This is a genomic window from Nonomuraea sp. NPDC004702 (genome assembly GCF_053601695.1).
Genome location: NZ_JBSGCE010000136.1, coordinates 2,267 through 12,851 on the forward strand (window position 1 = coordinate 2,267; position 10,585 = coordinate 12,851).

The 10,585-nt window shown below is 76.0% G+C and carries 5 protein-coding genes and 2 pseudogenes; all 7 read right to left on the reverse strand.

The window, feature by feature from the left end; translation table 11 throughout:
- Window positions 1-3,057, reverse strand: a pseudogene (locus tag ACWEJ6_RS52995) (amino acid adenylation domain-containing protein); the annotation flags it as partial.
- 201 nt (window positions 3,058-3,258) lie between these two features.
- Window positions 3,259-5,982 (reverse strand): annotated as a pseudogene (locus ACWEJ6_RS53000) (amino acid adenylation domain-containing protein); the annotation flags it as partial.
- 11 nt (window positions 5,983-5,993) lie between these two features.
- The gene (locus ACWEJ6_RS53005) at window positions 5,994-6,212 is read right to left on the reverse strand and encodes a phosphopantetheine-binding protein (RefSeq protein ID WP_387673335.1); all 219 of its coding nucleotides are present in this window, start codon (window positions 6,210-6,212) and stop codon (window positions 5,994-5,996) included.
- On the reverse strand, window positions 6,205-6,852 hold the full coding sequence (locus ACWEJ6_RS53010; RefSeq protein ID WP_352329906.1) for an isochorismatase family protein: 648 nt from the start codon (window positions 6,850-6,852) through the stop codon (window positions 6,205-6,207). The genes ACWEJ6_RS53005 and ACWEJ6_RS53010 overlap by 8 nt, the downstream gene beginning before the upstream one ends.
- 1 nt (window position 6,853) lies before the next feature.
- On the reverse strand, window positions 6,854-8,380 hold the full coding sequence (locus ACWEJ6_RS53015; protein WP_452433290.1) for a (2,3-dihydroxybenzoyl)adenylate synthase: 1,527 nt from the start codon (window positions 8,378-8,380) through the stop codon (window positions 6,854-6,856).
- Window positions 8,367-9,461 (reverse strand): isochorismate synthase, encoded by a 1,095-nt coding sequence (locus ACWEJ6_RS53020; protein ID WP_452433292.1) that lies wholly within the window; start codon window positions 9,459-9,461, stop codon window positions 8,367-8,369. The genes ACWEJ6_RS53015 and ACWEJ6_RS53020 overlap by 14 nt, the downstream gene beginning before the upstream one ends.
- A gap of 121 nt (window positions 9,462-9,582) precedes the next feature.
- The gene (locus tag ACWEJ6_RS53025; protein WP_452433293.1) at window positions 9,583-10,338 is read right to left on the reverse strand and encodes a 2,3-dihydro-2,3-dihydroxybenzoate dehydrogenase; all 756 of its coding nucleotides are present in this window, start codon (window positions 10,336-10,338) and stop codon (window positions 9,583-9,585) included.
- Window positions 10,339-10,585 lie beyond the last annotated feature (247 nt).

Sequence of the window (10,585 nt, forward strand, 5' to 3'; positions counted from 1 at the left end):
GNAGGCGGTTCCGGCGGGCGCGGTTGCGGCGGAAGCGGTTGCGGCGGACGGGACGATGTACGCGGTGAGGCGCTGGTCGCCGGGGCGGTCCTCGCGGACGATCACGGCGGCCTGGGCGACCGACGGGTGCCGCAGCAGGGCCGCCTCGACCTCGCCCGGCTCGATGCGGAAGCCGCGCACCTTGACCTGCTGGTCGGCGCGGCCCGCGTAGTCGAGCGTGCCGTCGGCGCGCCATCTGGCCAGGTCGCCGGAGCGGTACATGCGGGTGCCGGGCCGTCCGAAGGGGTCGGCGACGAACCGTTCGGCGGTCAGGCCGGGCCGGCCGAGGTAGCCGCGGGCGAGGCCGTCCCCGGCGACGTACAGCTCGCCGACCACGCCGGGAGGCACCGGCCGCAGGCGGTCGTCCAGGACGTAGACCCGCAGGTCCGGGATGCCGCGCCCGATCGGGCTGCCGTGCTGCTCGCCGGGCGGCAGCACGTGGTGGGTGACGTGCACGGTCGTCTCGGTGATGCCGTACATGTTGACCAGGCGTGGCAGGTCCGGGCGGCGGGCCCGCCAGGGGGCGAGGCGGGCGGGCTCCAGCGCCTCGCCACCGAAGATCACGTACCGCAGGGCCAGGTCGCGGCCGTCGTCGGCGGCGATGAGCTGGTAGAACGCCGACGGCGTCTGGTTGAGCACGGTGACCCGCTCGCGTTCCAGCAGGGCGAGCAGGTCGCCCGGGGACCGGCTGGTCTCGTACGGCACCACGACCAGGCGGCCGCCGTACAGCAGGGCGCCCCACAACTCCCACACCGAGAAGTCGAAGGCGTAGGAGTGGAACAGCGTCCACACGTCGCCGGGGCCGAACCCGAACCACGCGTCGGTGGCCGACAGCAGCCGGACGACGTTGTGGTGGGTGACGACCACGCCCTTGGGCCGCCCGGTGGAGCCGCTGGTGTAGATGACATACGCGGCGTCCCCCGGACGCAGGTCGCGCTCCGGGTCGTGGTCCAGCCAGTCGCCGAGGTCGCCCAGCCAGGACGCGTCCACGACGCACACCGGCCCGGCGTCGGCGATCATGTGGTCGGTCCTGGCGGCCGGGTGGGACGGGTCGAGCGGCAGGTAGGCCGCGCCCGTCTTGACCACCGCGAGCAGCGCCGCCACCAGGTCGGGCGAGCGGGGCAGCGACAGCGCGACGACGGCGCAGGGCCGGGCGCCGTGGGCGATGAGCTTGTGCGCCAGCCGGTTGGCGCGCGCGTTCAGCTCGGCGTACGTCCAGGTGTCCACGGCGACGGCGTCCGGGGTGCGGCGGGCCTGGGCCTCGAACAGGCCGGGCAGGGTGCCGCCGGGCTCGCTGACCAGGTCGCCGTTCCACTCCTCGACCAGGGTGCGGCGTTCGGCGGCGTCGAGCAGGTCGTACGAGCCGAGCGGCCGGTCCGGATCGGCCACGGCCTGTTCCAGCAGGCGGGTCAGCCGGCCGGCGATGGCGCGGGCGGTGGCCCGGTCGAACAGGTCGCGGTTGTACTCCAGGAACCCGGCGCCGGACGGGCCGACGTTCAGGGTGAGGTCGAACTTCGCCGTCCCGGTGTGGACGACCTCGACGCCGGGCGGTTCGGCGGCGTCCTGGTGGACGAGCATGACCTGGAACAGCGGGTGCCGGTCGCGCGACCTGGGCGGGTTGAGCGCCTCGACGAGCCGGTCGAAGGGCAGCTCGGCGTGGTCGAACGCGGTCAGGTCGGCGGCCTTGACCCGGTCCAGCAGCTCGGCGAACGACGGGTCGCCCGAGGTGTCGGCGCGCAGCACGAGGGTGTTGACGTAGAAGCCGACGCTGCCGTCCAGGGCGCTGTGGCCGCGGCCGGCGACGGGCGTGCCGATCGGGATGTCGGTGCCCGCGCCGAGCCGGGTGAGCAGGGCGGCCAGGGCGGCGTGCAGCACCATGAAGACGCTGGCGCGGGCGCGGCGGGCCAGCGCCTCGACCTCGGCCATGAGGGCGGGCCGGAACGTCACGGGGACCGTGCCGCCCGCGCCGCCCAGCACGGCGGGCCGTGGCCGGTCGAAGGGCAGGTCGAGCCGGTCCGGCAGGCCGGCCAGCGTGGCCCGCCAGTGTTCCAGCCCGGTCAGGGGCAGGTCACGCTGCCACAGTGTGTAGTCGGCGTACTGGACGGGCGGCGGCCCGAACGCCGGCGCCTGTCCGCTCCGGCGGGCCTCGTAGGCCGCCCTCAGGTCCCCGACCAGCGGCCCCGCCGACCAGCCGTCGCCCGCGATGTGGTGCAGGACGAGCATCAGCACGTGCTCGTCGCGGCCGAGCCGCAGCAGGTGGGCGCGGAAGGGCGGCTCGGCGGCCAGGTCGAAGCCGCGGCGGGCGATCCGGCGCATGGCCGCGGCGGGCTCGGCCGGCTGCCAGACGGGCATCGGGACGCTGTACCGGTCCAGGACCCGCTGGCAGGGGACGCCGTCGCGTTCGGGGAAGACCGTGCGCAGGATCTCGTGCCGGGCCACGACGTCGTCGAGCGCGGCCCGCAGCGCGGCGCGGTCCACGTCGCCGCCGAGCCGCAACGCCAGCGGGATGTTGTACGTCGGATTGGGCCCCTCCATCCGGTACAGGAACCAGAGCCTGGCCTGCGCGGACGACAGCGGCACCGGGTCGGGCCGCATCGCCGCCGGCCCGGTCCGCGGGGACGGGACCAGGGGCGGCCGGGGGGCGGCGGTGACGCCGAGCCGGGCCGCGAGCCCGGCCGGGGTGGGGGTGTCGAACACGGCCCTGATCGGCACGGCGGCGCCGAAGGTCTCCCTGATGCGCACGGTGAGGCGGGCGGCCAGCAGCGAGTGGCCGCCCAGGTCGAAGAAGCCGTCCTCGGGGCCCGCCGCCGGGAGGTTCAGCACCTCGGCGAACAGCGCGCACATGGTCTCCTCGGCGGCGTTCGCGGGCCCGCGGCCGGGGGCGGCCCTGGCCTCGGGGGCGGGGAGGGCGGCCCGGTCGAGCTTGCCGTTGGGCGTGCGGGGCAGCGCCTCCATGGTGACGACCTGGGCGGGCGTCATCCCGGCAGGCAACCGCGCGGCCACGAACCGCAGCAGCTCCACCCCCGTCGAGAGGTCCACGCCCGTAGGGAGGTTCACGCCGGGCGGGAGATCCGCGCCCTGCGGGAGGTCCACGCCCGTCGGGAAGTCCGCGCCGGACGGGCCGGGCGCGCCGGGTGGGCCGGACGCGCCGGACGGGCCGGGTGGGCTGGGGATGACGTAGGCGATCAGGCGGCCGGAGTGGGCGGCGACCGCGACCGCGGCCACCGACGGGTGCTCCTCCAGCACCGCCTCGACCTCGGCCGGCTCGATCCGCACGCCGCGCACCTTGACCTGGTCGTCGGCCCGGCCCAGCAGCTCCAGCCGTCCGGGGGCGGCCCAGCGGGCGCGGTCGCCCGTCCGGTACAGCCGTGACCCGCCGGGACCGGCGACGAACCGCTCGGCCGTCAGGTCGGGACGCCCGAGGTAGCCGCGGGCCAGCCCCTCCCCCGCCAGGTACAGCTCGCCGACGGCGCCCGGGGGCGCCGGTTGCAGCGCGTCGTCGAGCACGTGCGCCGACGAGCCCGCGGTGGGCCCTTCCGAGCCGTCGCCGAGCCAGGTGTAGGCGTCCACGGTGGCCTCGGTGGGGCCGTAGTGGTTGACGGCGAACGTGCGCTCGCGCAGCGTCCGCCACAGCGGGCCGGGCACGGCCTCGCCGCCGACCACGACGACCCGCGGCGGCTCGGCCAGCAGGCCGGGCAGCTCCTTCAGGTGGGAGGGGGTCAGGTCCAGGTAGTCGACGCCGTGCTCGCGGACGTAGGCGGTCAGGGCCTCGGGGTCGCGGTAGCGGTCGTCGCCGAGCAGGTGCAGCTCGTGGCCGCCGATCATCCACAGCAGCGGGTCCAGCGAGGCGTCGAACGAGAACGACGCGGTGTGCGCGACGCGCAGCCGCCCGCCGTCCGGGAACAGGCGCTCGCGGTGGGAGTCCAGGAGGGCGGCGAGCCCGCCGTGGGTGCCCACGACGCCCTTGGGCCGGCCGGTGGAGCCGGAGGTGTAGATGACGTACGCGGCGTCGCCCGGCCCGGGGAGAGGCAGCGGATCCGGCGTGCCGGAGACGTCCCCGGCCCAGCCTGGGGCGTCACCCGCCCAGCCGGGGGCGTCACCCGCCCAGCCGGGGGTGAGCACGACGGACGGGGCGGCGTCGGCCAGCATGAGGGCGCGCCGCTCCGCCGGGTAGGAGGGGTCCACCGGCAGGAAGGCCGCGCCGCTGCGCAGCACCGCCAGCAGCGCCACCACCAGCTCGGCCGAGCGCGGCAGGACGACGGCCACGACCCGCTCCGGGCCCGCGCCGCGGGCGGCCAGCCGCCGGGCCAGCCGGTCCACCCGCGCGCCCAGCTCCTCGTAGGTGAGCCTGTCGCCGTCGCACACCAGGGCCGTCTCGGCGGGCGTCAGCCGGACGCGTTCCAGGAAGGCGTCCACCACGGTCCGCCCAGCGGTCCGCCCAGCGGTCTGGCCGTCTGTCCGCCCAGCGGCCTGGCCGTCTGTCCGGCCGTCTGTCCGGCCGTCCGTGCGGCCGTCCGTGCGGCCGTCGGGCCGCCTGGTGGCGCGACCGGTGGCGGGGCCGGTGGCGCGACCGGTGGCGTGGCCGGTTCGTGGTGGGGCTTCGGGGGGAAGGGCCGCGCGGTCGTCGGCGGTGAGGAGGGGGAGGCGGCCGAGCGGGGTGTCCGGGGAGGCGCCGGTCAGGGTGGTGAGGAAGCCGGCCAGGCGTCGGGTGTGGGCGGCCAGGGCGGCCTGGTCGTAGCGCGCGGCGTTGCCGTCGAGTTCCAGGGTGAGGCGGTCGCCGTCGGGCAGCAGGGCCACGGCCAGGTCGTCCACCGGCCCGGCGGCCAGGTTGGTGACGGTGCCGGTCGCGTTGCCGAACTTCGTCTCGGCCGGGAACGGCTTGATGTTGAGCAGCGGGCCGAACAGGGCCCGCGACGTCCCGCCGAGTCCCAGGTCGCGGCGCAGGTCCTCGATGCGGTAGCGGCCGTGGCGGCGGGCCTCGGCGATCCGGCGGGCGGCCTGCCCGACCAGGTCGCCGACCGTGCGCCCGGGCCGTACGTCGAGCCGGACCGGCAGCACGTTGACCGTCAGGCACGGCACGCGGACGGCGGCCCCGGTGCGGTTCATCAGCGGCAGCCCGACCAGCACGTCGGTGCCGCCGGTGAGCCGTCCCGCGTAGCAGGCCAGGCCGGCGGCGGCGACGTCGGCCCAGGTGGCTCGGGCGGCGCGGGCCAGGGCGTCCCACCGGGGCAGGGACGGCAGGACGGCGCGCCGCCGTACGACCTCACGGGCCGACAAGGCGGCCGTCCCGGCGAGCCCGGCGACCTCACGGGCCGACAAGGCGGCCGTCCCGGCGAGCCCGGCGGGCTCGGGGGCGCCGGCCAGCCGCTCCAGCCAGTACGCCCGGTCGCCGGCCCGCCGTTCCGAGGCCAGGTACGCCTCCTCCTCGGCCAGCAGCGCCGCCATCGACCCGAACGGCCCCGCCCCCGGCGCCAGCCCGTCGGCCAGCGCCGTGTAGATGTCGGCGGTCCGGCCGACCAGCATCGACAGGGCGTAGGCGTCGATGAGGATGTGGTGGGCCCGCAGGTACCAGACGTGGTGGTCGCCGGCCAGGCGCAGCAGCGCGTGCCGCGACAGGGGGCCGGTGACGACGTCCACGGGCGCGGCCAGGTCGGCCCGCATCCAGGCGTCGGCCGCGGCCTCCGGGTCGGGCTCGCCGCGCAGGTCCAGCACGGTCAGGCAGCCGCGCAGCGAGTCGTAGTCGGGCAGGTACTGGGCCGGTTCGGCGGTGAAGCGCAGGCGCAACGGCTCGGCCTCGGCCAGGCAGCGTTCCAGCGCCCGCGCGAAGAGGGCGGGGTCGAGCGGGCCGCGCAGGTCGATGCGGTCCGCGGCGTTGTAGACGGGGTTGGCGGGGTCCAGGCGCTGGGCGAGCCAGATCCCGGCCTGGGCGCCCGTGAGCGGCATGGTCTGCACGGTCACGTGAGCAGCTCCGCCCAGGCCGCGATGGTGGGCCGGTCCACGAGGTCGGGGAAGCCGATGTCGCGGCCCTCCCGCTTCCACGCCTCGATGAGCGTCATCACCCTGATGGAGTCCAGGCCGGCGTCCAGCAGGTCGTCGTGCGGGCCGAGCTCGGCGGGCTCGACGTACAGCAGGCCGGCGATCTGGGCGCGCAGGCGCTCCTCGGCCTCAGACACCGGCCACCGCCCCCGACAGGGCGCGGCTGACGCGGGTGGTCGTGGTGGTGACGGCGCACCGCTCGGCGGCGTAGGTGAGGGCCATCTCGTGGTGCTGCCGGGAGAAGTCGGCGACGGCGTCGGCGACCACGAACGCCTGCACGTCCCGCATGAACGCCTCACAGGCGGTCATCAGCACGCCGATGTGGGCGTACACCCCGCAGATGACGAGCTGGTCGCGGCCCTGCCCGGCCATCAGCTCGGCGAGCCCGGTGCGCTGGTAGGCGCTGTAGCGCCACTTGGTGAGCAGCACGTCGCCGTCGCCGGGCGTCAGCTCGTCGGCGATCGCGGCCTCGCGCGGGTCGGCGCCGATGCCGGTGCCCCAGAAGTCCAGCAGCAGGCCGCGCTGCTCGGCGCTCTGGGCGCCGGGCTGGGCGGAGTAGACGACGGGCACGCCCAGCTCGGCGCACCGCTCGCGCAGCGCCAGCACGTTGGCCATCAGCTCGACCATCGGCGAGCGGCCGGGGGTGAAGGCGCGCAGGAAGTAGTTCTGCATGTCGTGCACGAGCAGCACGGCCCGGCGCGGGTCGGGCCGCCAGTCCACCCGGTTGGCCGGGAGCTCGGACGGCATGGCGTACGGTTCGATCCTGGGGATCGGCATGTCATGTCCTTTCGCGGAGGTGGCGCTTGCTGACCTTGCCGACCGCGGTCTGCGGGAAGGCGTCGACGAACTCGAACCGGTCAGGGATCTTGAAGACGGCGATGCCGCGCCCGCGCAGGAACGCGCGCAGCTCGGCCCCGCTGGGCGGGTCGCCGCGGCAGATGACGTAGGCGCAGGCCCGCTCCCCCAGGTAGGGGTCGGGCACGGCGACCACGCTGGCGTCGTGGACCGCCGGGTGGGCCAGCAGGTGGTTCTCGACCTCCTCACCCGCGATCTTCTCGCCGCCCCGGTTGATCTGGTCCTTGGCGCGTCCCTCGACGACCAGGTGGCCGGTGGGGGTGCGGCGGACGATGTCGCCGGTGCGGTAGAAGCCGTCGTCGGTGAAGGCGGTCCTGTTGTGCTCCTCGGCCCGCCAGTAGCCGCGGATGGTGTACGGGCCGCGGGTCAGCAGGTGGCCGTGGTCGCTGTCGCGGCCGTCGTCGTCCAGGACGCGGATCTCGTCGTCGGGCGAGATGGGACGGCCCTGGGTGGCGACGATGGTCTCCTCGTCGTCGTCCAGCCGGGTGTAGTTGACCAGGCCCTCGGCCATGCCGAACACCTGCTGGAGCGTGCAGCCGAGCTCGGGCCGCACCCGCTTGGCCGCCTCCCGGCCGAACTTGGCGCCGCCGACCTGGAGCACCTCCAGGCTGGACAGGTCGTGGCCGGTGGTGGCGGCGGCGTCCAGCCAGACCAGGGCGAGCGGCGGGACGAGCGCCGCGATCGTGACGCGCTCGCGCTCGACGAGCGGGAAGCAGGTGCCGGGGCTGGGGTCGGGGGCCAGCACGGACGCGGCCCCGGCGCTCAGCGCCCCGAACACGCCGGGCGAGCTCATCGGGAAGTTGTGCGCGGCGGGCAGCGCGCACAGGTAGACGCTGTCCGGCCGCAGCGCGCAGATCTCGGCGCTGGCGCGGAAGCTGTAGATGTAGTCGTCGTGGGTGCGCGGGATGAGCTTGGGCAGGCCGGTGCTGCCGCCGGACAGCTGCAGGAACGCGACGTCGCCGGGCGCGGGGCGGTGCGGGCCGCTCTCGCTCGGGTCGCCTTCGTCCGGGTCGGTCTCGGGGAGCTCGCCGAGGACGTGCGCGGGCGTGCCGGGGGCGTAGGCCCGGTGCTCGTCGTCGGGGCAGATGTAGGCGGCGGCCTCGGTGAAGGAGCAGAAGTAGGAGATCTCGGCCGAGCGGTGGGCGGGCAGCGCGAACACCGGCCAGGCGCCGATCCGGAACAGCGCGAAGCACACCTGGTGGAACTCGGGCACGTTGGGGAGCTGGACCACGACGCGGTCGCCGCGGCGGATGCCGCTCGCGCGCAGCCCGGCGGCCAGGCGGTCGGCCCACTCGTCCAGGTCGCGGAAGGTCCAGCGGGCTGTGGGCGAGATCAGCGCGGGGCGGGGGCCGTACGCGGCGGCCAGGTCGCGCAGCATGCCGCCGAACGTCTCGCCGCGCCAGTAGCCGGCCGCCCGGTACCGCGCGGCCTCCTCCTCAGGCCAGTGCATCGGAGACCCCCAGGGCGCGCAGCATGGTGCGGAACTTGGCGGCGGTCTCGGCCAGCTCGGCCTCGGGGTCGGAGCCGGTGACGATGCCGGCGCCGGCGTACAGGCGCAGGGTGTGCTCGGCCACCTCGGCGCAGCGGATCGCCACGGCCCATTCGCCGTCGCCGGCGGCGTCGGTCCAGCCGGCCAGCCCGGCGTAGAAGCCGCGGTCGAACGGCTCCAGCTCCTCGATCATCCGCCGCGCCCCGGACTCGGGCGTGCCGCAGACGGCGGGCGTCGGATGCAGGGCGGCGGCCAGCGCGAGCACGCGGGTGTCGGGGTCGCGCAGCGTGCCGGTGACTCGGGTGGACAGGTGCCACATGCTCTCGGTGGAGGTCAGCTCGGGTGTGACGGGCACCTGGAGGCCCGCGCAGTACGGCGCGAGCGCGTCGGCGACGGCCTCCACGACCAGCCGGTGCTCGCGCAGGTCCTTGGCGGAGGCGGCCAGCGCGGCGGCCCTGCGCCGGTCCTCGGCGGGGTCGGCGCAGCGGGCCGCCGAGCCGGCCAGCGGGTTGCTGACCACCGCGCGCCCGTGGCGGGAGACCAGCAGCTCGGGGCTGGCGCCGGTGAGCGTGCGGCCGCCGGGCAGCGGCGCGGCGAAGGAGTAGCCGTGCCCGAGCAGCGGGCGCAGCAGTCCAGGCAGGTCGATCGGCTCGTCCGAGCGCAGCTCCACGGTCCTGGCGAGCACCACCTTGGCCAGGCCGCCGCGCTCCAGCTCGGCCAGCGCCCTGCGCACCGCGGCGGCGTACGCGGCGGGCTCGGGCACCCGCCTGCTCCACCAGCCGCCGCTGACCAGGGGGGCGGCGCCCGGCGGCAGCGGCGGCGACCAGGTCTCGGACTCGGGCAGGATCAGGTGGGCCGTGCCGTCGAAGCCGATGGCCCCGGCTGCCGGGCCGTCCACCCTGCCGGCCAGCGTGGCCAGGTCGCCGGCGGCGACGCCGCGCACCCCGCGGGTGAGCAGCGTGCCGCGGGCGGAGGCGAACAGCACCGACTCCGCGCGGTCGTAGCCCGCGAGCGGATCCGCCGCGGTTGTCAGCAGATGCAAGGGAGGTCCAATCTCGATCGGTCCAATCTCGGTCGGTCCATCGGGTTCGGCCCCATGCCGGGCGGTCCGGGCTCGGACGCCGCGGGCTCAGGGCGGGCTCGGGGGGCGGGCTCGGGACGGGTCAGGCGCGGAGGGTGGCGCCGCCGTCCACGAGGAGGTCGTGCATGGTGATGTGCCTGGCGCGGGCCGAGCAGAGGAACAGCACCGCGTCGGCCACGTCGGCCGGGTCGGCCACCCGGCCGAGCGGGATGCCGACGCGGAAGGCGGCCGGGTCGCCGTGCAGGGTGGCCGACAGCGCCTCGTCGGGGTCGGCGCCGTCCCACAGGGCGCGCAGCATGGCGGTGTCGGTCGAGCCGGGTGAGACGACGTTGCACCTGATGCCGTGCCTGGCGACCTCCAGGCCGAGGCAGCGGGTGAACATCCGGGCCGCCGCCTTGGAGGCGGCGTAGGCGGCCATGCCGACGCGCGGCACGCCGGCCGCGTTGGAGCCGACGGTGACGATCACGCCCCGCCGCCGCGGCGTCATGCGGCGGGCGACGGCGCGGGAGACGTGGAAGACACCGTCGGCGTTGACGGCGAAGCTCTGCCTCCAGTGGTCGTCGCCGGTGCCGTCCACCTCGCCGGGCAGCAGCACGCCGGCGGTGTTGACGAGGATCGCGATCGGGCCGAGGTCCCGCTCGACCGCCGCGACGACGCGCTCGACGTCGTGCGGGTCGCGCACGTCCACGCGGTACGGCCGCCCGTCGCCGCCGGTCACCGGTCGCAGGTCGGCAGCGGCGACCATGGCCCCGGCCCCGGCCAGGGCGGCGCAGACGGCCGCCCCGATGCCGCGGGCCGCGCCGGTCACCAAGGCGATCCCGCCGTCGATCCCGTCCATTGCGGCACGTCCTCCCCGAATGCTTTAGTTAGGTAAGCCTTGCCTAATTTGAAGGCAAAGAGACGGTCTGTCAAGACCGCCGTCCGGACCCGGCGAGGGCCGTCGGGAAAGCCGCGCGAGGAGCGAGATCGGGGATGTCACCGCAGGTCGGAGACGCGAAGAGGCGGCGTGGCCGCGGCTGGGGCTGCTCAAGGATCCGGGCCGCTGGCCGCTGGCGTCATTGCCGGCCGCGGCCTCCAAGTCGGGC